The following is a 22,774-nucleotide window of genomic DNA, read 5'->3' on the forward strand; positions in this document are numbered from 1 at the left end:
CAAGCACAAACCATGCGGACGGCCAGCCCGTCCGCGCGAGCAGGTCTGGGTCGTGAACGCGGAGACTCTGTCCGGCTGGTCCGGAGAGCTGTCACGTCGCGACGCGCTCGTCGGCCTGCTGGCTGCCGGCGTCATCGCAGGTGCCGCGGCCACCCCGCTTCTCGCATCCCCATCCCAGACGCACGGAGACATGACCATGACCACCTTCACGACCAAGGACGGCACGCAGATCTTCTACAAGGACTGGGGGCCCAAGGGTGCCCAGCCGATCTTCTTCCATCACGGCTGGCCGCTCTCGTCGGACGACTGGGACACCCAGATGCTCTTCTTCCTCTCGAAGGGGTATCGGGTGATCGCGCATGATCGCCGCGGCCACGGGCGCTCCACCCAGACCGACGTCGGCAACGACATGGACACCTACGTCGCCGACGTGATCGAACTGACGGATCACCTCAACCTGAAGAACGCAGTCCATATCGGCCACTCCACGGGCGGCGGCGAAGCCTGTCGCTATGCGGCAAAGGCCAAGCCGGGGCGGGTTGCAAAAGCCGTGCTGGTCTCGGCAATTCCGCCGGTCATGCTGAAGTCCGAGAAGAACCCGGGCGGGCTCCCGATGTCGGTCTTCGACGGCTACCGGTCGGCCCTCGCGGCCAATCGTGCGCAGCTCTATTACGAAATCGCAAGCGGCCCCTTCTACGGCTTCAATCGTGAGGGCGCGAAGGTCTATCCCGGAACGATCCAGAACTGGTGGCGCCAAGGCATGATAGGCGGCGCCAAGGCGCATTACGACTGCGTCGCCGTCTTCTCCGAAACCGACTTCACCGAGGATCTGAAGCAGATCGCCGTTCCCACGCTGGTGATGCACGGCGACGACGACCAGGTCGTGCCGATCGCGGACGCCGCGCCATTGGCCGTCAAGCTGCTCCGTCAGGGACAGCTCAAGGTCTACAAGGGCTTCCCGCACGGGATGCTCACGACCCATGCGGACGTGCTGAACCCGGATCTACTGGCCTTCGTCAAAAGCTGACCCGCACGAGCGCCGAGAAGGGCAGCCCATTCGCTGATCGCGGTGAAGACCGTGCTCGTCACATGGCGATGGCCGTACCTTCTCGGCAGCTCGGTCGTCATGCCAACATCTGGGCTTCAGCCCGTAGTATGCACGTCAGTGAGGCCTCCCTACTCTGCCGCATGATCAAGGCCGCCGATTGGATAGGTCGAGGTAAGAAGGTACATGGGGGCATGCCCATAGCCCACGACGGATCCGTGATCAGCTCCGACGGACGCCTGATCTTCTGCAGCGTCGAGAGGTTCGTGCGAGACATCTGCGTCGGCAGCTGCTGCTTCATATGCGGCCGTTCCGAGCGCGAGGTAAGGTTCAACCGCGAGCATATCCTTCCGAACTGGATATTGCACAGGTTCGATCTGCACCGTGAGACGGTCACGCTGCCCAACGGTGTGCGGCATCGGTACGGCACATACACGCTGCCATGCTGCGTCGACTGCAACTCCGAGATGTCTCGCATATTCGAGGCGCCGATCAGCGAAGCGGTCGGCAACGGCTTCCAGGGCGTGGACGCGATGCTGCGAGATGGAGGCGGCTTCCTCCTGTTTCAGTGGCTGGTGCTGGTATATCTCAAGTACCACCTGAAGGACCGGCTTCTGCAGCGTCACCTCGATGATCGCAAGGGAAAGGAGCCGATCTCTGCCGGATACGAGTGGGAGTATTTCCATCACCTGCATTCCGTCGCTCGCGCTCACTACACCGGCGCCGAACTCGGGTCGCACGTAATCGGATCGCTGATCGTAATGCAGGCTGCGGATCTCGAACCGGCGTTCGACGCGGCGACCGTCACCGACGCATCCACGATCTACCTGCAGCTGGGCGACGTGCTTCTCTTCGCGGTTCTCAACGACGCGCAGGCGTCGGTATCCGCGATCGATCAGATCCTGGAACGGATCGACGGCCCGCTGAACAGAGTGCAGGCGCGCGAGCTGGCCGCCGAGCTCGCGGCTGCGAACCTTCATCTCGAGAACCGCCCCCAGTTTCGTTCCCTCATGTCAGACAGAGAGGGCTCAGGTCTGGTGATCGAAGGAAACGTCGATGGTGAGAAACCGGTATTCCTCGATCGCGACGACCAGCTCGTCGGGTATATCAAGTGCGGGCTGCTGCATCAGTACTTCGGTCACGTGGTGGGCATTCCCGCTGGAGAGGTCGAGAAGCGAATGAGGGAAAATCACTTCACCTTTCTCTGGGACGCGGAAGGACGACTGCAGAAGACCGGAGCTCAGCCACGAGAAGGGTAGCGCAGCTTCCCAGTAGCAGGTCGTGCTCAGCACCGCCCTGTAGCTCTTCGGAGAAGCGCACGCCCTCTACGTCCGACAGATCGCTCGAATTAGGCTAGTCGAGCAGAAGCTCCAGTTCGTCTATCAGATCGGCGGGGGAGAAAGGCTTCTGCAGGAACTTACGTACGCCGGCTCCGTAGGCGCTCCGTTCCAGCTGCGCCGCGGGGTATGCGGTCATCAGAATGACCGGGGGGCCGGCTCTCGACTGGAGACACCTGGCAAGCTGAATGCCATCCGTTCCCGGCATCTGGACGTCGCTGACGATGCATGCCGCATCGGCGAGAAGAGGGGACCTCAGCAGATCGTCGGCGTTTTCGAACATAACCACCTCGTGTCCGATGCTGCTGATAAGCGCCTCGAGCGACACCCGTACGTCCTCGTCGTCGTCAACTACTGCGATGAGGGAGGTCGGACCGGTCATCTAGGCTACATTTCCCCCTCGGCCGGCGGACCAGCCGCTCCGGACGCGCAGTGTACCGGCGGATCTGACTACTCCTGCAATGCAGCCGGAGTTCCTGGACTATCCCACTGGCGTCGTCTGTGATGGCCCGAAGGGGGCGATCCCATACTCATGTATGTAGTCACCACGACGATCCGAGATGGCACGGCTGCGGAGGATGCGCTAAGTGGGAGCCTCGTCCGGCATCATGCGGAGGCTGGAATAAATGAGCGTCGCAGTTAACCTGAATGTGAAGGCGGCCGTGCTGGAAGAGGCCGTCCAGGCCCCGCTTGTGCTCGTAGTGGACGACGACGCCGACATCCGTGCGAGCCTGACCGACATGTTCCTGTCGGTAGGCATGGAGACGCTGACCTACGGCTCCACCGCGGAGCTCATGGCGGCCGGTCTCCCCGACCGGCCGAGCTGCCTCATCCTCGACCTTCGCCTTCCCGGTGTCAGCGGTCTCGAGCTTCAGGCCCAGCTCTCGGGCCAGGGTATTCGCCTGCCCATCATCTTCCTGACCGGCTACGCGGACGTACCCACCTCGGTTCGGGCAATGAAGGCGGGGGCCGTGGACTTCCTGCCGAAGCCGTTCCGCGAGCAGGAGCTCCTCGACGCGGTCGCGGAGGCGCTCCGCTTCGACGGCGAGCGACGGCGCGACGAGGACGAGGTGAACGGAATTCGTCATCTGGGGAGCCAGCTCACCCCTAGGGAATGCGACGTCCTGCGGGGAGTGGGGAGGGGACTGCTGAACAAGCAGATAGCGTTCGAGCTCGGGATCACCGAGATCACGGTAAAGATGCACAGGTCCAGCGCAGGCCGGAAGCTGAAATCCGTCTCCGTCGCCGACATGATCCGCAAGATCGAGCGGCTCGGCCTCTGATCCATTCCAAGAGCGGACCGGGCATCCGATCCGCTCAAGTACGGTGAGCTACCGTATCGTCCGCACGTTCTCTAGCCCGCGAGGGGCAGGACCAGGGTGGAAACGACGCCGCGTCGGTCCACGCGGTCCCTCACCGCTATGCTGCCTCCATGCGCTTCCGCGATCGAGCGGCAGATGGCCAGCCCCATGCCGAGCCCGTCGGCCTTGCTGCTCCTGAAGGTCTGGTAGGGCGCTGCGAGGAACTCCGGGGAGAGACCAGGGCCCGTGTCGCTGACCGCAACATGCGCGCTGCTCGCGTCCGATCGGATCTGCAGATCGATCGTCCGCGTCGTTCTTGGTACCTCGGCCAGCGCCTGGATCGCGTTCATCATGAGGTTGGCAAGTATCTGCTGGAGCTGGATGCGATCGCCCATGACCAGGGGAGCACCGACGCCCCGGTCGATTACTACCCTGATGCCCTGCTCGTCGAGTTCCTGACGCAGCAGCAGCCGGGTCTCGGCGACGACGTCGTCTAGGTACAGCCGTACAAGCGGCACTTCCCTGTTCGCCGCGACCGCCCGCAGCCGCTGGATGATCTCGCCGACGCGCACCGCATGCTGGCCGATGAGCGAGAGGACGCTTCCGAGCTTACCCGTGGGCGGATCAGGCCTGCGCGCAAGCCGCTCGGCGGCGGCCACATGATTCGCGATTGCCGTCACGGGCTGGCTTACCTCGTGGACTATCGAGGCGGTCAGCTGCCCCAGCAGCGAGATGCGGGAGGCATGCGCGACCTGCTGACGCATCCTGTCGATCTCGTCGCGCGCCCGGACCTGGTCCGTGATGTCGATCTGTGCGACGAGCACCTCGCTGCTGGCAGGATCCGGATTGGACACGCGGCAGAAGAGCGTGTCGACCGGGCTCCCGTCCAGACGCAGCATCCGCATCTCGGACTGGAAGACCGGCTCGCGCACGAACGACCCCTCGATCGACCGGCGCAGGACCTCGCAGCCGGGCGGGATGATGCCGGTCATGTTCCTGCCGATCAGCTCGTCCGGCGTGGCTGCTCCGAACAGTCGCACGGCCGCATCGTTGACGGAGACGAGGCGAAGGTTCGCGATGACGAAGTCGACGAAGTCCGGATGACTGTCGATGTACCGATGCATGTCGGTGACGCCATCCGAACGCAGCTGCCGGAACGTATCCGCGATTCCGGGTGCCGACAGCTCGGACAGCGCGATCGTGGGGACGTCCAGAAGCATCTGTCTGCGCGCGCTCACTTCGCCGAGCTGTCTTGCGGCCTGGACCCGGTCCGAGATGTCGGTGAACCCGACCAGGAGCGTCCCGCCCCCGACGGTCCCGGGAAGGAAGGAGACGGTGAAGAGCGCGTCGAAGATCCGCCCGTCCAAGGCCCTCATCCGGGTCTCGGCGACGTGACGTGGCCTGTTCGTGATCGCCGAGATGACGCTTTCGGCGAAGTCGCCAGTACTCTCCTCCGGCCAGTAGTAGTCGAGCGGCGTCGCCAGCAGCTCGCGCTTCGTGGCGGGGCCGAACATCTCGATCGAGCGGTCGTTCGTGTCGATGATGCGGGTCGCCCGCATCATGACGCGGGAGACCTCGGGATTGCTGCGGAGATGGCCCGGTATGTCGGTGACGCCGCTCTTCGCCAGCTGCTGGATCATGCGACCGACCTCGACGAAGTCCAGCTCCCAGAACGAAGCCGCCACGGCGCCGAACAGATTGCGGTAGCGATACTGGCTTGTCGCCAGGGCCCGCTCGGCGGGATGCTCGACGTCGAGCAGCGAGCTGACCTCCATGCACTCGGGGCGGTCTGCCTCCGCCAGTCGAGCGACGCGGAGCCGCACGGTGCACGCGGAGCCGTCCCTTCTCCTTCGCTCGACACTACCCTCCCACAGACCAGTCGCGGCGAGCGCCTGCGTCGCGGCTTCCGGATAGTGACCGACGAGTTCGGCTATGCCGCGTCCGACAGCCTCGTGAGGCTGCCAGCCGTAGAGCGTCGCCGAAGCCAGATTCCAGCTGTTGACCACTCCGTCGGCGCCGATCGAGATCATGCTCTCGCTGGACAGATCCAGTAACTGCGCCAGGACTCGCTGCACCTGTGTTCCTCACCTTCCGCTGTGGCCGACACCTCGACGGTTCGGCGCATACTCTAGCTTTCCGTGGTCGCGACAACGGCTGCTCCGTGCAGACAGGCTGTCGGACCGCCGGTCTCCGGTCATTCTCAGTATCAGGCTGCTTCGACGGCGGTCAGCAGCTGGTTGATCGTCGATATGACCAGAGGCCCCCTGCAAATGTTGGACGCGACGCGGTTGAGCCAGTCCAAGGACATGTCGCCGATCACATGCACTTCCTTCAGCGTGGTGACATGAGTGCCGGCGTGGACTGCTCCTTCTTCCGGCTTCAAGGTGCACAGGAAGGTACTGGCACGCGGGTGAGAGCTAGCGCCCGGGAGCAGCCATCCGGCTTCGGAAGGGTGCGCCGCTGCATCAGGGCGGTAAAGACAATGCAACGCGGGTCTCAGCGTTCGAGCCCGCGGTTTGCCTCGATGATCAGGTCTGCAAGCACGTCCACTGGATCAACTCCGCCAAGATTACGCCAGTCTCTAGGAGCTGCGTTCGGCCGCTGGGAACAATACGATGGTAGGGTGTAGGTCGGACCGATCGACTGACGTTCCGGCGCTCATTCGTTGGCCAGGACCGGAGATACCTTTTCGACGAGAAGCTCCAGCTGACCTTCGGACCAGCCTGCACGCAGGAAGGCGGCCATTTCACTCGGAGGAACGTGCCAGCCATGCTCGCTCGCGAGCGCCGCCATACGGCGCAGCTCCTCGAGCCGGCAATTCGCGAGTCGGTTCGGCTGACGGTATGCGAACAGTCGGCCGAACGCGTCTAGAAGCGGCCTCGATCGGAAGGACGAGGTTCCGTCCCGCTGCCCGATGGCTATAACCAGCCACTCCAGGGGCCCGAAGGTCTCCGGGGCTGGATCGCCGTCGAAGGCCCAAGCCGAAGGCTCCTCTATCGAAGCGCTCTGCTCGATCATGTTCTCCAAGATGGGTAAAGCGGTGAAGGCATTCATCGGCCTGCTCCAGGATACGCCGCCGTCCGGGCGACGGGCCTTTCCTGCGCCACGCACGGTCCGACGGAAATCGTACGGAGTGGCGTGAGCGACCTACCTGGGTATGGGAAGCCGGCCCATGGCCGATCCCGGCCGCTAGCCGAGGATGGTCTCGAGTTCGTCGATGAGCTCGTTCGGGTCGAAGGGCTTGCTCAGGAAGCGGTACGCGCCGGCTTCCTGCGCCCGCCGCTCGACGTCCTCGCTCGCGAACGCGGTAACGAGAATGACCGGCGCAGACGTGACCTGTCGGAGCCGACGAGCCAGCTGGATTCCGTCCGTTCCGGGCATCTGGACGTCGCTGATGAAGCAGGAGAAGGCGTCGAGGCCGCCTGCCGCGAGAAGCGCGTCGGCGGACTCGAACAGTACCGCCTCGTGCCCGATGCTCACGATGAGCATCTCGAGCGAGATCCGCACGTCCTCGTCATCGTCAATAACGGCCACAAGCGATGGGACGCTCAAGTCAGCAATCCTTCCGCCGCGACTACACCGTCCCGAGAACTAGACGGCACATCCCGCTTCCACAAGCATACCGAGGTACGTGGTCGATGGCCGAAGTAGCGATGTGAATCTGAGCTAGGTGGAGGTAGGAGAGGATCGCAGCACGTAGCGACGTGCGCCTCTGGGATGAAGTCGAACGGTTGCTACAGAGCGAAAGCCTTGAAGGACAGGCTTCCGGCATCCGGGCTGTCGAGCAGCCGGGATGTCCTGCCGATCCATACGATCTGCTTGGCGACAGCGTCGTCCGTATCGATGCCGACGGAACGATCGTCGGCTGGAATCGCGCGTCCGAGGAGCTCTACGGCCATGCGCGCGGGACGGCGCTCGGTAGAGACGCACGTGACCTCTTCGGGGATGTTGAGGCAGACTGGCGGTCACGCCTTGATGGGGTCGACAGCTGGAGCGGGGAGGCAATCCGCCCGACGGTGGTCGGGCCGACGCTGCTGCAGGTACGCTGGAAAGCGCGCCGCGACCAGGAGGGACTTCTCTGCGAGATCGTCGAGACGGCCCGAACCGCGCCCGAGCTGGAGCAGCTTCGACGCCAGGTTCGATCCGCGACGTACCGGTTCGAGAACCTCTTTCAGGCACTGGCGGTCAGCTTCTTCGAGACCGACTTCCGCATGGTCGGGGCCGAACTGAAGAGGATGCGCGACAGCGGCGTCACCGATCTGAAGACGCATCTACTCGGCGATCCCAGCCGGGTGCGCGCCCTCATGGACCTCGAGGAGGTCGTCGACGTCAACGCCGCCAGCGTAAGACTGTTCGGCGCGACCGAAGGAGCGGAGCTGTGCGGCCGGCGAAGCAGTCGGCTGTGGCCTGACGAGAGCATCCCGGACTATGTCGGCGCACTGGTCGCGGTCATGGACAAGCAGCCTGACTTCGTGTGCGAGACAAGGCTGCGTGCGCTCGACGGCAGTCTTATCGACGCCCTGTTCACCGTGGCCTGGTCGCCCGAGAGCGCGAAGCGCGGAGTGATGGTCGTAGGTGTGGTCGACCTGCGCGAGCAGAAGCGCGCTTTCGCAGAGCTGCAGCGGAGCGAGGAGAAATTCAGGAAGCTCTTCGACGCCATGTCGATAGGCCTGCTGGAGTACGACTTCTCGGACGCCGACCGGCTGATCGCGCGCTACCGAGCCGAAGGCGTCGTCGAACTCGGCGGCCACCTGACCGGGGATGCCGAACGAATGCAGGAGATGATCGACGCCATGCGTGTGGGCGCGATCAACGACAGAGCTCTCCAGATCTTCGGCCTGGGAAGAGAAGACGTCAGAACAAAGGGGGTCGGCTGGCTCTGGCCCCAGGATACGTGGAGCATCGTCGCGCGTGCGGTGAGCGGGCGCTATGAAAAGCGTCTGATTCCGCCCGAGGACAATCGTATCCGACGGCCGGACGGGAGCGAGGTCGACGTGAACATCACGCTCTGGGCAGAGCCGGAGCGTCGATCGGACCAGCCGGTGCTGTGCGGCGTGGTCGACATCAGCGACCGGATCGAAGCTCAGCAGAGGCTCGAGCTCGTACGGGCCGAGTTCGCCCACGCGTCCCGGATCTCCACCCTCGGCGAGCTGGCGGCGTCCGTCGCCCACGAGATCAGTCAGCCGCTCTCGGCTATCATCACGAACTCCAGCACGACGCTTCGCGCCCTAGAGAAGGACACGCCCAGGTCGGTGCTGCTCCGCTCGCTCGCCGAGCACACGCTCGGAGCGGCGCATCGCGCCACCGAGATCGTGACGCGGATCCGATCCGTCGTCGCGCCGATCACGCCTGAGCGACAGCCGCTCTCGCTCGACGCGATGGTGTCGGAAGCTCTGCCCTTCTTGCGACACGAGCTGAAGCAGGGACAGGTCCAGCTGATACTGCGCTTCGAGCAGCATCTGCCTCCCACCTGCGGAGATCGCGTCCAGCTTCAGCAGGTGGTGGTCAATCTCGTGCTCAACGCCATCCAGGCCATGCAGGACCTACCCGAGGACGAGAGGCAGATCGAGATCGCAACTGCACGAGACGGCGACATGGTCATGCTGACGGTCGACGACACGGGGCCCGGCATCGCGCCTGAAGCTCGGGAGCGGCTCTTCGATTCCTTCTACACGACCAAGCCACGTGGAATGGGCATCGGCCTGGCGGTGTGTCGCTCGATCGCGGAGTCGCACGGCGGATCGATCGCCGCGTTCCCCCTCCCGCGGGGGGCAAGGTTCGTCCTCACGCTGCCGCATATGGCCGGGGTGCATGCAAGCTAGGGACCTGGTCCTTCAAGAGCAGGGAAGCCGGATCGGCGGCCCTATACCGAAGTTGGGCTGTCGCGATCTTCAGCGGAGGAGGAGAAGGCTGTTCTATGAAGGACCGCATCCCGGAAGGACGAACCTGATGATCAAGCGCGCGCTGCTCCCCCTCCTGCTGCTGATGCCGAGCACCGGGAATGCTTCTTCGGCCAGTGCCTGGTCCAAGCTCGCAGCCGAGGCCAAGGCGCGCTGCTCCGCCGAGAGCCGACTTCTCCGTCCGTCCACGTCGGCTCCCCTCGTGTTCAGCGACAGCACCGGGCAGGTCGCGGTGCTCGTAACCGGCGAGTTTCCGCAAAAAGGTCTGCGAGGGGTGAAGGGTAGCTATCTGTGCCTCTACGATCGCCGGCACGGAAGAGCGGAGGTCCAGGAGGCCAAAGGGTGGCTGGAGGCGCGCTGATGTCGTCGACCGGCGAGGACGAAGGTGCCCGGCCGGTGCCGTTCGTCGAGTTCCCCATTCCAGTCGACGCGCTCCGCGAGCGGACCGTTCAATGGCATGATGCGGCCATGGCTGGTCCGCTGACGGCTGGGCTGTCGGGGCTGGAGGTCATGCGGGGAATACGCGATGGGACGCTGCCAGCCCCGCCGATGGCCCGAGCGATCGGCTTCCGATGCGTCGTCGCCGAACCGGGCGAGATCGCGATGAGGCTCGATTACGAGGCCTCGCTCGAGAACACGTTGCGCATGCTCCATGGCGGAGTCGCCGCGACGATGCTCGACACGGCGATGGGAGCTGCAGCGCACACCATGCTGCCGGTCGGAAGCGCGGTAGTGACCCTGGACCTCACGCTGACCTACATTCGACCGATAGACGCCCGGAACACGCCCGTGACGGCTACGGGGCGTGTGCTGAACGTCGGTCGTCGCACCGTCTACGTCTCGGGGGAGGTGGTCGACCGCCACGGTGCACTGACGGTTCATGCCGTCGGCAACTTCTCGATACTGAATACGCGACCAGCGCCAGCGGTCTAGATTATCCACTCGTGCGCTGGCGGCGGGCGCTCGCCCACGGGCCCGTCCGTTCGGCAGGCGATCCCACGCCGCCAGCGGAAGAGTGGCGAGATCAGAACGGCTATGGCCAGCGGCTAGAGGCGCGCATTTTACAGTCGGTATAAGCGCGAGCACGCCGCTTCCACAGAAACGACCGCCGGTTTGCGTTCAATCGTGGTTGCCCTCTGGGGAGGCCGCGCGATCACCTTGTTCGGTCACCGGTCGGCTAAGCGAAATAGGATCGCTCGCTGGAAACGTCTCTTCGAGGGCTTCGTCCAAGGCATCGTCTTGAGGTTGAAAATTTACGTGCTGGTCAATTCGGCCAGTCATGCTTCTAATCTCCAAGCTAGAAACTCAGCGAGCAATGACACTACCTATAGCCCGATCCTACCTGTCCCAAGGTATGCTGCGGTGTCTTGGCCAAGTACGCTGCAACTCGCTTGTGTTTAAGGCTACGCGGATCGCCTCTGCGTGCCCGAACATCGTAGGCGGTATCGATGAAGGAAAATTGCGTCGAATCTACGACGTACTTGAGTAGCGATTGCACTTCGCGCGACCGCGTCGCCAAAAGGTGGCCTCCGCTTGTAAACGGGTGCGAGTAGCGGCGGCACCACGGCCTGGAAGAGGCAGGGTTATGAAAAATCGGCGCAGGCTTACCGCTGAAGGACAAGGGATTGGCGCGCCCGGCAGGATTCGAACCTGCAACTCCAAGCTTAGAAGGCTCGTGCTCTATCCAGTTGAACTACGGGCGCGCGCGAAGGACCGGTTAGCGCGGTTTGCGCCGGACTGGAACCGCCATATAGTCCGGGCATGAGCAAAACGGGGGACGGGCGCGCGGTCGATGCCGGCGCGATCGGGGGCGGGGCGTTCCGCTATTACGATTTCGTGATGGCGGCATTCGTCGCGATCCTGCTGCTGTCGAACGTGATCGGGGCGGGCAAGGTCGCGCAGATCGTGCTGCCGGGGATCGGGCCGTGGCCGTTCGGGGCGGGCATCCTGTTCTTTCCGATCAGCTATGTGATCGGCGACGTGCTGACCGAGGTCTATGGCTATACCCGCGCCCGGCGGGTGATCTGGGCCGGCACCGCGGCGGTGGTGTTCATGGCGTTCATGAGCTGGGTGGTCGTCGCGCTGCCGCCGGCGCCGAGCTGGGGCAATCAGGCGGCCTATGCGACGATCTTCGGCCAGGTGCCGCGGATCGTGCTGGCAAGCGTCTGCGCCTTCTGGGCGGGTGAGTTCGTCAATTCCTACGTCATGGCGCGGATGAAGGTGCGCACCGCGGGGCGGCATCTGTGGATGCGGACGATCGGGTCGACGGTGCTGGGCGAAGGCGTCGACAGCCTGATCTTCTACCCGCTCGCCTTCCTGGGCGCGGAAGGCTTCACGCCGGGGCTGGTCGTCACCGTGATGCTGACGCAATGGGCGCTGAAGGTGACGTGGGAGGTGCTGTTGACGCCGGTGACCTATATCGTCGTCGGCGCGCTGAAGCGTGCCGAAGGGGTCGATGTGTTCGACCATGGCACTGATTTCACGCCGTTTGCGACGCGGGTGTGAGCGCGGCCGACCGACATGGACACCTGAGCGGAAACCGAAACCTTCCACCGTTTCCGTTCGTGCGATGATGGTCGACGATGGAAAAGAGCCGCCCGCTCGTGCAGCGGCTAGCACGGCTCGCGGCGTGTAGGACAGCGGGGCGGTTTGACGAGCGCATGCAACGGGTTGGCTATGCCCTCGTACCCATCCCATGCTGCGCGATGCTTTCCCTGTCCCGCCGGGGCAGGGAAGGGGCGTTACGCCCCGATCGTCTCCAGCACGCCTTCGAACAGGCGGCGGCCGTCGGTGCCGCCATGGGCGGTTTCGATCTTGCGTTCGGGGTGGGGCATCATGCCGAGCACGTTGCCGGTCGCGTTGAGGATGCCGGCGATGTCGCGGGCGGAGCCGTTGACCGGTTCGTCATAGCGGAAGGCGACGCGGCCGTCGCCCTCGAGCCGGTCGAGCGTGTCGGCATCGGCGAAGTAGTTGCCGTCGTGGTGCGCGACGGGGACGCGGATCGTCTCACCGGCGTCGTAGCGGCTGGTGAAGGTCGATTGCGCATTGTCGATCCGGAGTGCGACGTCGCGGCAGACGAAGTTCAGCCCGGCGTTGCGCATCAGCGCGCCGGGCAGCAGCCCGGCCTCGGTCAGCACCTGGAAGCCGTTGCAGACGCCGAGCACGGGCAGGCCGCGACCGGCCTGTTCGACGACCGCCTGCATGATCGGCGACCGTGCGGCGATCGCGCCCGAGCGCAGGTAATCGCCGTAGGAGAAGCCGCCGGGGACGGCGACGACGCCGATGCCGTCGGGCAGCGCGGTGTCGCCGTGCCAGACCATCGCCGGCGCGACGCCGGTCACCGCCTCCAGCGCGACGGCGAGGTCGCGGTCGCAATTGGAACCCGGAAAGACGATGACCGCGGTTTTCATCTCAGATCCGCTCCACGCGATAGTTTTCGATCACGGTGTTGGCGAGCAGCTGGCGGCACATGCCGTCGATCGCCTCGTCGGTGGTGGCGTCGGCGACCTCCAGTTCGAACACCTTGCCGGCGCGGACGTCGTCGACGCCCGCGAAGCCGAGGCTGCCGAGCGCATGGTGGATGGCGCGGCCCTGCGGGTCGAGCACGCCGGGCTTCAACGTCACGAAGATACGCAGCTTCATCTCATTTATCCCAGTTCACTTGCCCGAGTTTACTTGCCACGCCGTTTGCGATGGCTGTCGAGGTCGAGCACGGCGCTGTCCTCGCCCTCCGGCATCAGGCCGAGACGACGCGCGACCTCCTGATAGGCCTCCGCCTCGCCGCCGAGATCGCGACGGAAGCGGTCCTTGTCCATCTTCTCGTTGGTTTCCATGTCCCACAGGCGGCAGCCGTCGGGGCTGATCTCGTCCGCGAGGATGATGCGGCCGTAGTCATTGTCCCAGATGCGACCGAATTCGAGCTTGAAGTCGACGAGCTTGATGCCGACGCCGGCGAACAGGCCGGACAGGAAATCGTTCACCCGGATCGCGAGGTCGGCGATGTCGTGCATCTCCTCCTGGCTCGCCCAGCCGAAGGCGGCGATATGTTCGTCGGTGATCATCGGATCACCGAGCGCATCGTCCTTGTAATAATATTCGATGATCGTACGCGGCAGCTTGGTGCCTTCCTCGATCCCGAGCCGCTTCGACAGCGAACCGGCGGCGATGTTGCGCACCACGACCTCGATCGGCACGATCTCGACCTGACGGATCAGCTGCTCGCGCATGTTGAGGCGGCGGATGAAGTGCGTCGGCACGCCGATCGCGTCGAGCATCGTGAAGATATGCTCGGAAATCCGGTTGTTGAGCACGCCCTTGCCGTTGATCGTGCCCTTTTTCTGGGCGTTGAAGGCGGTGGCGTCGTCCTTGAAATACTGGATCAGCGTGCCGGGTTCGGGACCCTCGTACAGGATCTTGGCCTTGCCTTCGTAGATCTGGCGGCGCCGAGCCATGCGCATGTCCCCTGGAAAAGAGCAGCCCCGGCGGCGCGGGTGATCCGCGAGCCGGGGCCGGAATGGGCGGGCCTATAAGGGATGGGGGGCGGGGGTGCAATGCGGTGGCGTCAACTCGACCCCGGCGGCGGCGGCAGGTCACGGTCGCCGACGGCGATCAGCCGGTACCAGAGCGGGCGGCCGAAGCGGATCCAGAGCAGGATCAGCACGAGCAGGCCGAGGAAGGGCGGGCCTAGCGCGGCGAGCAGCCACAGCGCGGCGCCGAGCGTCGCGGCGGCGGATGCGAGGGCGGTGTCGCCCGAATCGCGCAACCGGTTGACGAAGCCGGAGCCGCGTCCGGTGGCATAGGTGAAGCGAACCGGGGCGGTGACGATGCTGGCGCGCGCACCACTGCGGGTGGCGGCCGCGATCCGCTGGTCGGCAAGGCGACCCGATCGCTGCGCCTGCAATTCGGCGCGTTCGGCCGCCGGCAGGTCCGACCGGGCGAGTTCGCGGTCGATGCGGGCAAGGTCGGCACCGGCGTCGTCCGACTGGCCGGTGGCGACCCGCACCTCCTGCGCGGCTTCGGTGCCGCCGATATGCGCCCCGGTCAGCGTCGCGCCGGCCCGTTCCGCGGCATCGACGGCGTCGCGGCCGAACCGGCGCGCGATCGGCGCGGCAACGTTGGCGGACAGGCTGGCGGACACGTCGCCGGCGGCATCGACGTCATAGGCGATGCCGGTGATCCGGCAGCGCTCCGGCCCCAGCGCCTCGCAGGCGGCGGCATGCGCTTCCTGCAGTTCGTCGATCGCCCGGGCGGGCAGCGTCAGGCTGTAGGCATAGGAGAAGGCGAGGCCGGCGGTGCTGGCGTTGCCCAGCGTCGGGCCGGGGTCGCTGCCATCGGGTGCCTTGCTGCACCCCGCGAGCGCCAGAACGGCGGTGCTGACGGCGGCGGCGATGCTGCGCATGATGGTCCCTCCCCGGATGTCCGATATACCATCGACGGACTGGGAAATGCGGTCAAGCGGCGTCGGCGGGTGACAAACCGATGACAAGCGCGCTGCGGCCGACTAACCGGCGGTGATGTTGCTGCTTCGTTACCTGTGGCTGTCGGGCCTGTTGCCGGCGTGCGTGCTGGCCGTGCCCGCGTGGGCGCAGCAGCAGGACGAGCAGTTCTGGACGCAGATCAACACCAACGTGCCGGTGACCGAGGACGTCCGCGTCACGCTGGAGCAGATCGCGCGGTTCAGCGACCGGCAGGACGGGCTGTACCAGACCGAGTTCGGCGTGCTGCTGGGGGCGAAGGCGGCGAAGGGGATCGAACTGGGGCTCGGCTATCGCAAGGTCGGCGCGCACAACGGCAACACGGCCGCGAACGAGAACCGGTTCCGCCAGCAGGTGGTGGGCACGTTCGGCGCGTTCACGACGCGATTCCGGATCGACGAACGCGTCAACCCGCGCGGCGACGAGGTCGGGTTCCGCATCCGGCCGCTCGTCCGCTACAACCACCGGCTGCACGCGGGGAAGACGACGGCGCTGTTCGTCAGCCACGAAAGCTTCTTCCTGCCCAACACGACGCGCTGGGGGCAGCGCAGCGGCTATGAGCGGATGCGCAACATCGTCGGGCTGATGCTGCCGATCGGGCCGCGGATGGTGGCGGATATCGGCTATCTCAACCAGTATCGTTTCGGCCGGTCGGGATCGCGCGCGCAGATGGACCATGCGCTGAACCTGCAGCTGACGATCAACATCCGCGGCGTGCTGTTCCCGCATCTGCACGACTGAGCGCGTCGGCGGCGGTCAGAAGGCGAACTGGACGCGTCCGACCAGCCGGTCGCCGCTGTGGGCGAAATCGGCGAGGCGGTTCGACGGCCCGTCCCGATCGACATCCGTGCCGGTATAGTCCAGCCCCAGGGTCAGGGCATTGCGTCGATGCTCGATCCCCAGGCGCCAGTCGACGTAGGGGCCACCGGGGCGAAGACGCTGCGCGCGGGCGACGTGGTCGACATCGCCCGACGAGCGACCCAGCCGTGTCAGCAGGGTGAACGGCGTGCCGGGAATGCCGGCGTTGGCGGCGGCATAGAGATAGACGTTGCTGCCGCCGATCGCGCGTTGCGACGGCGCGACCATCGTGCCGACCGTCGCGTAGAGCGGGCCGATGCCGTACCCGGCCGAGATCCCGACTTCGTGATAGTCCATGCCGCTGCGCGCGCCGGCAAACAGGTGGCTGGCGGCCTCCGCCCGAAGGCGTACCGCGCCAAGATCCCAACCGGTCGACAGCGCGAGGTCGACGACCGCGTCGGCGCCGTCGTGACGCGGGCTGCCGCGCGTGGTGACGACGCGCGCCGATCCGTCGATCGGCCCGGCGGAGATCTGTCCCTCCGCACTGGCGGCGGCGCGGCCGGCCGTCCAGCTGAGGCCGCGCCGCACCTCGTCGCTACCCGCCTCGACTGTCGCGGCGGGCGCACGTTGCGCGTGGACGGACGCCGGCAGGGTGCAGGCAAGCACACCCGCGATGGCCGCCATCCGCCGGCCTTTCGTCATGCCACCATCCGATCAGCCGGCGCGGACGGCGCCATGGATGCGGTCGAGTTCGCTGCGGAGCGTCTCATGGTCCTCGCGGGCCAGATCGATCAGATGGTCCTGCATGTCCGCCGTACGATCGGCGACCTCCCGGGCGATTGCGGCGCGATTGGTGACGCACCAGCCGGCGCGTGTGCCCGATACGATCGGCCTGCTTTCGATCTGGCGGGTCATGGTGGCGCCGGAGGCGGTGGCGGCGCGGCGATCGACGACCATCGATGCGGCCCAGTCGCAGCGCAGCGTCGAGCCCTTGCCGGCGGGTGCCACCGCGCCGACCTGTTTGTGCGACACCGCGACCGTGCCGCGATAATGGGTCGCGACCGGACCGCTATGGTGATCCAGCCGGCTCTGATGATCGACGGTCATGCCGAGCGCCGCACCCGCGGCGCCCAGCATCAGGCCGGCGGTCAAGAGATAGGCCATCGTTCCTCTCCTCTGCTGCGTCCGGTCCTGCCGACCGGCTCCTGCGATCGTTATCGATCCTGTCGATACAATGACGGTGGGCCAGGGTTGGTTGCCGTCCGGTCGCCGCGCAATACAATGTAATGCCGCGTTCAGGTCACCGCGTTGCGCGTCGCGAACCGGGGATCGCGCCATGCCTCGGTGGCGACGATGTCGCGCAGCTGTTCGCCGGCCTGCCAGACGTCCTCGTGGCTGAGGTAGAGCGGGGTCAGGCCGAGGCGGAGGACGTCGGGGGCGCGGAAATCGCCGATGACGCCGCGGGCGATCAGCGCCTGCGTCAGTTCGTAGGCATAGTCCGCGCGGAAGCTGATGTGGCTGCCGCGGCGCGCCGGGTCGGCGGGGCTGACGCAGGGCAGGCCGGCGGCAGCGCCCGCCTGTGCGAGGATGTCGAACAGCGCGGCGCTCTTGTTGGCGATGGTCGCCATGTCGATCCCGGTCCACAGGTCGAGCGCGGCCTCCAGGCTGGCCATGGCGAGGATCGACGGGGTGCCGACCAGCCAGCGCTTCATGCCCGGGGCGGGGCGATAGCCGTCCTGGAAGGCGAAGGGTTCGGCATGGCCCATCCAGCCGCTCACCGGGTTGGCGAGCGCCTCCTGATGACGGCGCGCGACGTAGAGGAAGGCGGGCGCGCCGGGGCCGCCGTTGAGATATTTGTAGGTGCAGCCGACCGCGAGGTCCGCCTGCGCGGCGGTGACGTCGAGCGCGACCGCGCCGACGCTGTGGCTGAAGTCCCAGAGCATCAGCGCACCGGCGGCATGGGCGCGGGCGGTCCATGCGGAAAGGTCGAAACGCTCGGCCGTCTTGTAATGGACGTGGGTGAGCAGCAGCAGTGCGGTGTCGTCGTCGAGCGCCCCGGCAAGGGCGGCGCGATCGACCACCCTGAGCCGTGCGCCGGGGACGCAGGCGACCGCGCCTTCTGCGATGTGCAGGTCGGTGGGGAAGTTGCCGGCCTCGCTGACGACGGTGCGGCGGGCGGGATCGTGGCGGAGCGCGGCGACGATCGCCTTGAAGAGATGCGTCGAGGTGGTGTCGCCGACGATCACCTCGTCGGGCGCGGCGCCGATCAGCGGGGCGATCCTGGCGCCGAGGCGCTGCGGCGCGTCGATCCAGCCCTCGTTCCAGCTGCGGATCAGCCGCTCGCCCCATTGGCGCGTCGCCGCATCGGCGAGCGCGGCGGGAACGGCGCGGGGAAGGGCGCCGAGCGAATTGCCGTCGAGATAGATCACCCCGGCGGGCAGCTCGAACCAGTCGCGAAGGGGCGCGAGCGAGTCGGCGGCGTCGAGGGCGCGGGCGTCGTCGCGAGTCATATGGTGCTTTCGAGGGCGGCGAGGATGAGGGTGCGTGCCTGCGTCCAGGCGGGCGTGCCGGGGGCGATCAGCTCGACATGGCCCGTGTCGGGCACGGTGTGGAGCTGCGCGGTGTCGCCGGCGGCGGTGGCACGGGCGACATAGTCGGTGGCCATGCGATAGGGGACGATCCGGTCCTCACGCCCGGCGACGAGCGTCTGCACCGCGCCGATCGGCAGCAGCGGCGGGATCGACGTATCGGCGAAGGGCGCGGGGCGGTCGCCGACGAGCCGGGCGATCACATCGGTGCCGCAGCCGTTGTCGGGACTGGCGGCGACCGCCTCCAGATCGGGCAGGCCGCCGAGCACGACGACATGGCGCACCGGCAGCGGGTCGGCATCCCGGAGCGGACTGTCCGCGGGCAAACGGTGGCGCGCGGCGAGCCAGAGCGCGAGATGCCCGCCCGCGGAATGGCCGACCGCGACCATGCGCGCGAGGTCGAGGCCATGCGCATCGGCCTCCGCACGCAGCCCGTCGGCGGCGGCGGCGGCATCGCGGAAGGTGCCGGGATAGCCGCCGCCCTCGCGGTCGACGCCGCGATAGTCGATGTTCCACACCGCAACGCCATGGTTCCGCAGGTCGGCGGCGACCCAGTCCATCAGCCGGCGGTCGGCGATCCCGGTCTGCCAGCAGCCGCCATGGACCATCAGCACGACCGGATGCGGGCCGTCGCCGGCGGGACGCCACAGGTCAATGCGCTGGAGCGGGTCGGCGCCATAGGCGATGGTCGCGTCCGGTGTTCCGCGCGGGCGGGCGGTGAGGTCGGGCCAGGTGAGATAGTCGGTCATCGGCATCGCCCGGCTAGCCGATGTCGCGGCGGCGATCCACGGCTTCCCGGCGCAAGGCGGGTTGTTAAGGATGGGGCGGCTAGGCGGTGGTTCGTCACACGAGGTCAACACGGGGGCGGCGATGAAGATCCTGGCGCTGTCCAGCCTGTACCCCAATGATGCGCAGCCGCGGCACGGCATCTTCATCGAACATCGCGTCGCGCATCTCGCCGCGCCGGGGGACGAGATACGGGTGGTGGCACCGGTGCCGTGGTTTCCGAGCGCGCATGCCGCCTTCGGCCGCTATGCCGCCTTCGCGCGGGCGCCGCAAAGCGCGGTGCGGCGCGGGATCGCGGTGACCCATCCGCGCTATCCGGTGGTGCCGAAGGTCGGGATGACGGCGGCGCCGTGGCTGATGGCGGCGGCGCTCTATCCGCATATCGCGCGGCTGCGGCAGACATTCGATTTCGACGCGATCGACAGCTATTACCTGTATCCGGACGGGGTCGCGGCGGGGCTGCTCGCGCGCGCGTTCGGCCGGCCGTATCTGATGACCGCACTGGGGACCGACGTCAGCCTGATCCCGCAGCATCACGCCACGCGGGCGATGATCCTGTCGGCGGTTGGCCGGGCGGCGGCGGTGACGACGGTATGCGGCGCGCTGCGCGACGAACTGCTGGTGCTGGGCGCGGCGGCGGACCGGGTGTGCGTGGTCGAGCATGGCGTCGACCTGACGCTGTTCCGCCCGCCGGCGGATCGCGACGCATTGCGGCGGTCGCTGGGGATCGAGGGGCCCGCGATCCTGTCGGTCGGGCATCTGATCGATCGCAAGGGGCATGATCTGGCGATCCGTGCGGTCGCGGACCTGCCGGGCGTAGTGCTGATGATCGCCGGCGACGGGCCGCGCGAGGGTGCGTTGCGGGCGCTCGCCGCAACGCTGGGCGTGGCGGAGCGGGTGCGCTTCCTGGGGCATGTCGACCAGCCGCGGCTGCCCGATCTGTACGGCGCGGCGGATATCGTCGTGAACGCCGCGGATCGCGAGGGGATCGCCAACGTGCTGCTGGAGGCGCTGGCGTGCGGGACGCCGGTGGTGGCGACGCCGGTGTGGGGATCGCCCGAGGTGGTCAAGGTGCCGCAGGCCGGGGTGCTGAGCGCCGACCGCTCGGCGGCGGCGATCCGCGATGCGATCGCGCATCTGCTGGCCGCCTTGCCCGACCGGGCGGCGACGCGGGCCTATGCCGAACGCTACGACTGGCGCGAGACCGGACGCCAGCATCGCGCGCTGCTGGCGGACGCGGTGGGGGACGTTGCCGTTTCCCGCCCCGCCGCCTAGGGTGTTCCCGATATGGCCACCGACTTTCAGGAACCGCCGATCGGCATACTCGATGCGCCGTTCGATACCGCTCTGTCCGACCGTTATCTGGTCTATGCGCTGTCGACGATCACCGCGCGATCGCTGCCGGACGTGCGCGATGGCCTGAAGCCCGTCCACCGCCGCCTGCTGTGGGCGATGCGGCTGCTGAAGCTCGATCCGTCGCAGGGCTACAAGAAGTGCGCGCGCGTCGTCGGCGACGTCATCGGCAAATACCATCCGCACGGCGACCAGTCGGTCTATGACGCGATGGTCCGCCTCGCGCAGGATTTCGCGCTGCGCTATCCCTTGGTCGACGGACAGGGCAATTTCGGCAATATCGACGGCGATAATGCCGCGGCCTATCGCTACACCGAGGCGCGGCTGACGCAGGTCGCGATCGACCTGATGGACGGGCTGGACGAGGATGCCGTATCCTATCGTCCGACCTACAATGGCGAGGAGCAGGAGCCGGAGCTGTTCCCCGGCCTGTTCCCCAATCTGCTCGCCAACGGCGCCAGCGGCATCGCGGTCGGCATGGCGACCAGCATCCCGCCGCACAATGCCGCCGAGCTGCTCGATGCGGCGATCATGCTGGTCGACAAGCCGGACGCGCCCGACACCGCGGTGCTCGACTACGTCAAGGGGCCGGATTTCCCCACCGGCGGGCTGGTGGTCGATCCGCCGGCGGTGATCGCGGAAAGCTACGCGACCGGGCGTGGCAGCTTCCGGGTGCGCGCCCGCTGGGGGATCGAGCGCGAGAAGGGCGGCGGCTGGCAGGTCGTGGTCAGCCAGATCCCGTACGGGGTGCAGAAGGGCAAGCTGATCGAGCAGATCGCCGGCCTCATCAACGATCGCAAATTCCCGATCCTCGCCGACGTGCGCGACGAATCCGATGCCGAGGTGCGGATCGTGCTCGAACCGCGCAGCCGCACCGTCGATCCGCAGGTGCTGATGGACGGGCTCTTCCGCTTCTCCGATCTGGAGACGCGGGTCAGCCTCAACCTCAACGTGCTCGACAAGGACCGCACGCCGCGGGTGATGTCGCTGGGCGGCGCACTGAAGGCGTGGGTCGAGCACCAGTTCGTCGTGCTCGACCGGCGGACGCGGCACCGGCTGGGCAAGATCGCCGACCGGATCGAGCTGCTCGACGGCTATCTGGTCGCCTATCTCAACCTCGACCGGGTGATCGAGATCATCCGTACCGAGGACGAGCCCAAGCAGGTGATGATCGCCGAATTCAGCCTGACCGACCGGCAGGCGGAGGCGATCCTCAACATGCGGCTGCGCAGCCTGCGGCGACTGGAGGAGTTCGAGATCCGCGGCGAACGCGACAAGCTCGACAAGGAGCGCGGCGAGCTGGAGGCGTTGCTCGCCGATCCGGGCAAGCAGAAGCGGCGGATGAAGCGCGACCTCAAGAAGGTGCGCGACCGCTACGGCCCCGAGACGCTGCTCGGCGCGCGGCGGACGACGATCGAGGAGGCGGCGCCGACCCGCGACATTCCGCTGGAGGCGATGATCGAGCGCGAGCCGATCACGGTGATCCTGTCGCAGCGCGGCTGGATCCGCGCGATGAAGGGCCATTCCGACCTGTCGTCGGCGGAGACGCTGAAGTTCAAGGAAGGCGACGGCCCCGCCTTCGCCTTTCACGCGCAGACCACCGACAAGCTGCTGCTCGCGGCGGAGAACGGGCGCTTCTATACGCTGGCGGCGGACAAATTGCCGGGCGGACGCGGTTTTGGCGAGCCGGTGCGCGCGATGATCGACCTCGACGGATCGGTCGGCGTCACCGCCTTCCTCAACGCGCGCGCGCAGGAGCAATTGCTGATCGCGGCGACCGACGGGCGCGGGTTCCGCGTGCCGGTGGCGGACGTGATCGCGGAGACGCGCAAGGGCAAGACGGTGATGACGCCGCGCGTCGGGTCGAAGCTGCTGATCGTGCGGCCGGTCGCGCCCAATGCGGATTACGTCGCCGCGATCGGCGACAACCGCAAGTTCCTGGTCTTCCCGATCGCCGAGCTGCCGGTGATGACGCGCGGGCAGGGGGTGCAGATCCAGCGCTTCCGCGAGGGCAGTCTGTCGGATGCGACGACGTTCGTCTTCGCCGACGGGATGAGCTGGCCGATGGGGGGTGACACCGGGCGCACCCGGACCGAGAGCGACCTGTCGCTGTGGCGGACCGCGCGCGGCGCCGCGGGGCGGACGCCTCCGACCGGATTCCCGCGCGACAATCGCTTCGGCGGCTGAGCGCA

At 66.8% G+C, this 22,774-nt stretch carries 23 protein-coding genes and 1 tRNA gene; 10 read left to right on the forward strand and 14 right to left on the reverse strand.

Going from position 1 to position 22,774, the window contains the following annotated elements; genetic code table 11:
* The first annotated feature begins 196 nt into the window (after positions 1-196).
* Both AC1RTO_RS02690 and AC1RTO_RS02695 read left to right on the forward strand, forming a co-directional pair.
* Positions 197-1,027, forward strand: a complete 831-nt coding sequence (locus tag AC1RTO_RS02690) for an alpha/beta fold hydrolase (RefSeq protein ID WP_493160311.1) — start codon at positions 197-199, stop codon at positions 1,025-1,027.
* Between the two features lie 161 nt (positions 1,028-1,188).
* Entirely contained in the window at positions 1,189-2,304 is a 1,116-nt protein-coding gene (locus tag AC1RTO_RS02695) for a hypothetical protein (RefSeq protein WP_493159393.1), read from the forward strand.
* Between the two features lie 94 nt (positions 2,305-2,398).
* Here the strand turns inward: AC1RTO_RS02695 and AC1RTO_RS02700 are convergent, their stop codons facing one another.
* On the reverse strand, positions 2,399-2,764 hold the full coding sequence (locus AC1RTO_RS02700) for a response regulator (protein WP_493159394.1): 366 nt from the start codon (positions 2,762-2,764) through the stop codon (positions 2,399-2,401).
* 244 nt (positions 2,765-3,008) lie between these two features.
* On the opposite strand from AC1RTO_RS02700, the gene AC1RTO_RS02705 reads away from it, so the two are divergent.
* Positions 3,009-3,665 (forward strand): response regulator transcription factor, encoded by a 657-nt coding sequence (locus AC1RTO_RS02705; protein ID WP_493159395.1) that lies wholly within the window; start codon positions 3,009-3,011, stop codon positions 3,663-3,665.
* A 71-nt stretch (positions 3,666-3,736) separates the two neighbouring features.
* Here AC1RTO_RS02705 and AC1RTO_RS02710 read toward each other — a convergent pair whose 3' ends face one another.
* The 4 genes from AC1RTO_RS02710 to AC1RTO_RS02725 all read right to left on the reverse strand — a co-directional run bounded on the left by AC1RTO_RS02710 (position 3,737) and on the right by AC1RTO_RS02725 (position 7,235).
* The gene (locus tag AC1RTO_RS02710) at positions 3,737-5,758 is read right to left on the reverse strand and encodes a PAS domain S-box protein (protein WP_493159396.1); all 2,022 of its coding nucleotides are present in this window, start codon (positions 5,756-5,758) and stop codon (positions 3,737-3,739) included.
* A gap of 131 nt (positions 5,759-5,889) precedes the next feature.
* Entirely contained in the window at positions 5,890-6,066 is a 177-nt protein-coding gene (locus tag AC1RTO_RS02715) for a hypothetical protein (RefSeq protein WP_493159397.1), read from the reverse strand.
* A 275-nt stretch (positions 6,067-6,341) separates the two neighbouring features.
* Positions 6,342-6,737, reverse strand: coding sequence for a hypothetical protein (locus tag AC1RTO_RS02720; protein ID WP_493159398.1), 396 nt, complete (start codon positions 6,735-6,737; stop codon positions 6,342-6,344).
* 135 nt (positions 6,738-6,872) lie between these two features.
* A complete protein-coding gene (locus AC1RTO_RS02725; RefSeq protein WP_493159399.1) occupies positions 6,873-7,235 on the reverse strand; it encodes a response regulator transcription factor in 363 nt (120 codons plus the stop codon).
* A gap of 152 nt (positions 7,236-7,387) precedes the next feature.
* Here AC1RTO_RS02725 and AC1RTO_RS02730 point away from each other — a divergent pair, with 152 nt between their 5' ends.
* The 3 genes from AC1RTO_RS02730 to AC1RTO_RS02740 all read left to right on the forward strand — a co-directional run bounded on the left by AC1RTO_RS02730 (position 7,388) and on the right by AC1RTO_RS02740 (position 10,516).
* The gene (locus tag AC1RTO_RS02730) at positions 7,388-9,505 is read left to right on the forward strand and encodes a PAS domain-containing sensor histidine kinase (RefSeq protein WP_493159400.1); all 2,118 of its coding nucleotides are present in this window, start codon (positions 7,388-7,390) and stop codon (positions 9,503-9,505) included.
* 127 nt (positions 9,506-9,632) lie between these two features.
* Positions 9,633-9,944, forward strand: coding sequence for a hypothetical protein (locus AC1RTO_RS02735; protein ID WP_493159401.1), 312 nt, complete (start codon positions 9,633-9,635; stop codon positions 9,942-9,944).
* Positions 9,944-10,516 (forward strand): PaaI family thioesterase, encoded by a 573-nt coding sequence (locus tag AC1RTO_RS02740; protein ID WP_493159402.1) that lies wholly within the window; start codon positions 9,944-9,946, stop codon positions 10,514-10,516. Before AC1RTO_RS02735 ends, AC1RTO_RS02740 begins: the two co-directional genes overlap by 1 nt.
* Positions 10,517-11,209: 693 nt before the next feature.
* On the opposite strand, the gene AC1RTO_RS02745 is transcribed toward AC1RTO_RS02740, so the two are convergent.
* Positions 11,210-11,286 (reverse strand) — tRNA-Arg (locus tag AC1RTO_RS02745).
* Between the two features lie 58 nt (positions 11,287-11,344).
* On the opposite strand from AC1RTO_RS02745, the gene AC1RTO_RS02750 reads away from it, so the two are divergent.
* Positions 11,345-12,088: a queuosine precursor transporter gene (locus AC1RTO_RS02750; protein ID WP_493159403.1), complete on the forward strand. Its 744-nt coding sequence runs from the start codon at positions 11,345-11,347 to the stop codon at positions 12,086-12,088.
* Positions 12,089-12,324: 236 nt separating this feature from the next.
* Here AC1RTO_RS02750 and purQ read toward each other — a convergent pair whose 3' ends face one another.
* The 4 genes from purQ to AC1RTO_RS02770 all read right to left on the reverse strand — a co-directional run bounded on the left by purQ (position 12,325) and on the right by AC1RTO_RS02770 (position 14,981).
* Positions 12,325-12,993 (reverse strand): phosphoribosylformylglycinamidine synthase subunit PurQ, encoded by a 669-nt coding sequence (gene purQ / locus AC1RTO_RS02755; RefSeq protein ID WP_493159404.1) that lies wholly within the window; start codon positions 12,991-12,993, stop codon positions 12,325-12,327.
* 1 nt (position 12,994) lies between these two features.
* Complete coding sequence (gene purS, locus AC1RTO_RS02760; protein ID WP_293877774.1) at positions 12,995-13,225, reverse strand: phosphoribosylformylglycinamidine synthase subunit PurS; 231 nt, start codon at positions 13,223-13,225, stop codon at positions 12,995-12,997.
* Positions 13,226-13,254: 29 nt separating this feature from the next.
* A complete protein-coding gene (gene purC, locus AC1RTO_RS02765; protein ID WP_493159405.1) occupies positions 13,255-14,034 on the reverse strand; it encodes a phosphoribosylaminoimidazolesuccinocarboxamide synthase in 780 nt (259 codons plus the stop codon).
* 110 nt (positions 14,035-14,144) lie between these two features.
* Positions 14,145-14,981 (reverse strand): hypothetical protein, encoded by an 837-nt coding sequence (locus tag AC1RTO_RS02770; protein WP_493159406.1) that lies wholly within the window; start codon positions 14,979-14,981, stop codon positions 14,145-14,147.
* A gap of 115 nt (positions 14,982-15,096) precedes the next feature.
* Between AC1RTO_RS02770 and AC1RTO_RS02775 the strand changes: the two genes are divergently transcribed.
* The gene (locus AC1RTO_RS02775; RefSeq protein WP_493159407.1) at positions 15,097-15,798 is read left to right on the forward strand and encodes a DUF2490 domain-containing protein; all 702 of its coding nucleotides are present in this window, start codon (positions 15,097-15,099) and stop codon (positions 15,796-15,798) included.
* Between the two features lie 15 nt (positions 15,799-15,813).
* Here AC1RTO_RS02775 and AC1RTO_RS02780 read toward each other — a convergent pair whose 3' ends face one another.
* The 4 genes from AC1RTO_RS02780 to AC1RTO_RS02795 all read right to left on the reverse strand — a co-directional run bounded on the left by AC1RTO_RS02780 (position 15,814) and on the right by AC1RTO_RS02795 (position 19,192).
* Entirely contained in the window at positions 15,814-16,557 is a 744-nt protein-coding gene (locus AC1RTO_RS02780) for a TorF family putative porin (RefSeq protein WP_493159408.1), read from the reverse strand.
* 12 nt (positions 16,558-16,569) lie between these two features.
* A complete protein-coding gene (locus AC1RTO_RS02785; RefSeq protein ID WP_493159409.1) occupies positions 16,570-17,019 on the reverse strand; it encodes a hypothetical protein in 450 nt (149 codons plus the stop codon).
* Between the two features lie 131 nt (positions 17,020-17,150).
* A complete protein-coding gene (gene kynU, locus AC1RTO_RS02790; protein ID WP_493159410.1) occupies positions 17,151-18,365 on the reverse strand; it encodes a kynureninase in 1,215 nt (404 codons plus the stop codon).
* Entirely contained in the window at positions 18,362-19,192 is an 831-nt protein-coding gene (locus AC1RTO_RS02795; RefSeq protein ID WP_493159411.1) for an alpha/beta hydrolase, read from the reverse strand. The genes kynU and AC1RTO_RS02795 overlap by 4 nt, the downstream gene beginning before the upstream one ends.
* Before the next feature lie 121 nt (positions 19,193-19,313).
* Between AC1RTO_RS02795 and AC1RTO_RS02800 the strand changes: the two genes are divergently transcribed.
* Both AC1RTO_RS02800 and parC read left to right on the forward strand, forming a co-directional pair.
* Complete coding sequence (locus AC1RTO_RS02800; protein ID WP_493159412.1) at positions 19,314-20,504, forward strand: glycosyltransferase; 1,191 nt, start codon at positions 19,314-19,316, stop codon at positions 20,502-20,504.
* Between the two features lie 12 nt (positions 20,505-20,516).
* Positions 20,517-22,769, forward strand: coding sequence for a DNA topoisomerase IV subunit A (gene parC, locus AC1RTO_RS02805; RefSeq protein WP_493159413.1), 2,253 nt, complete (start codon positions 20,517-20,519; stop codon positions 22,767-22,769).
* Positions 22,770-22,774 lie beyond the last annotated feature (5 nt).

Source organism: Sphingomonas sp. GW821-FHT10F09, assembly GCF_058809195.1.

Coding starts and splice junctions, on each gene's coding strand:
- AC1RTO_RS02690 (WP_493160311.1), top strand. CDS start 197: ATGACCACCTTCACGACCAAGGACGGCACGCAGATCTTCTACAAGGAC.
- AC1RTO_RS02695 (WP_493159393.1), top strand. CDS start 1,189: ATGATCAAGGCCGCCGATTGGATAGGTCGAGGTAAGAAGGTACATGGG.
- AC1RTO_RS02700 (WP_493159394.1), bottom strand. CDS start 2,764: ATGACCGGTCCGACCTCCCTCATCGCAGTAGTTGACGACGACGAGGAC.
- AC1RTO_RS02705 (WP_493159395.1), top strand. CDS start 3,009: ATGAGCGTCGCAGTTAACCTGAATGTGAAGGCGGCCGTGCTGGAAGAG.
- AC1RTO_RS02720 (WP_493159398.1), bottom strand. CDS start 6,737: ATGAATGCCTTCACCGCTTTACCCATCTTGGAGAACATGATCGAGCAG.
- AC1RTO_RS02735 (WP_493159401.1), top strand. CDS start 9,633: ATGATCAAGCGCGCGCTGCTCCCCCTCCTGCTGCTGATGCCGAGCACC.
- AC1RTO_RS02740 (WP_493159402.1), top strand. CDS start 9,944: ATGTCGTCGACCGGCGAGGACGAAGGTGCCCGGCCGGTGCCGTTCGTC.
- AC1RTO_RS02750 (WP_493159403.1), top strand. CDS start 11,345: ATGAGCAAAACGGGGGACGGGCGCGCGGTCGATGCCGGCGCGATCGGG.
- purQ (WP_493159404.1), bottom strand. CDS start 12,993: ATGAAAACCGCGGTCATCGTCTTTCCGGGTTCCAATTGCGACCGCGAC.
- purS (WP_293877774.1), bottom strand. CDS start 13,225: ATGAAGCTGCGTATCTTCGTGACGTTGAAGCCCGGCGTGCTCGACCCG.
- purC (WP_493159405.1), bottom strand. CDS start 14,034: ATGGCTCGGCGCCGCCAGATCTACGAAGGCAAGGCCAAGATCCTGTAC.
- AC1RTO_RS02770 (WP_493159406.1), bottom strand. CDS start 14,981: ATGCGCAGCATCGCCGCCGCCGTCAGCACCGCCGTTCTGGCGCTCGCG.
- AC1RTO_RS02775 (WP_493159407.1), top strand. CDS start 15,097: ATGTTGCTGCTTCGTTACCTGTGGCTGTCGGGCCTGTTGCCGGCGTGC.
- AC1RTO_RS02780 (WP_493159408.1), bottom strand. CDS start 16,557: ATGACGAAAGGCCGGCGGATGGCGGCCATCGCGGGTGTGCTTGCCTGC.
- AC1RTO_RS02785 (WP_493159409.1), bottom strand. CDS start 17,019: ATGGCCTATCTCTTGACCGCCGGCCTGATGCTGGGCGCCGCGGGTGCG.
- kynU (WP_493159410.1), bottom strand. CDS start 18,365: ATGACTCGCGACGACGCCCGCGCCCTCGACGCCGCCGACTCGCTCGCG.
- AC1RTO_RS02795 (WP_493159411.1), bottom strand. CDS start 19,192: ATGACCGACTATCTCACCTGGCCCGACCTCACCGCCCGCCCGCGCGGA.
- AC1RTO_RS02800 (WP_493159412.1), top strand. CDS start 19,314: ATGAAGATCCTGGCGCTGTCCAGCCTGTACCCCAATGATGCGCAGCCG.
- parC (WP_493159413.1), top strand. CDS start 20,517: ATGGCCACCGACTTTCAGGAACCGCCGATCGGCATACTCGATGCGCCG.